1 pseudogene is annotated in these 276 nt (G+C 43.1%); it reads right to left on the bottom strand.

Annotated features, from left to right (window positions below):
- Positions 1–276, bottom strand: a pseudogene (locus G4D82_RS14625) (lectin-like domain-containing protein); the annotation flags it as partial.

Genomic DNA, 276 nt, shown 5'->3' on the forward strand with positions numbered 1-276 from the left:
TTCCGGTTGTTGTATTATCTACAGTCGATGGCGACCAAGTTCCAGAGATTCCATTAGAAGAAACTAAAGGAAGAACAGGAGCAGTATCACCAGCGCAGATTTCAGTATCCAAACCATTGAAAGTTGGCACCAATTGATTCACAGTTACAGTTACCACAAACGGAGCCGTAGCACACTGACCAGCATCAGGCGTGAAAGTGTAAGTTCCGGTTGTTGTATTATCTACAGTCGATGGAGACCAAGTTCCAGAGATTCCATTAGAAGAAACTAAAGGAA

The organism is Flavobacterium lotistagni (assembly GCF_011392125.1).
In the GTDB taxonomy this organism is placed as follows: domain Bacteria; phylum Bacteroidota; class Bacteroidia; order Flavobacteriales; family Flavobacteriaceae; genus Flavobacterium; species Flavobacterium lotistagni.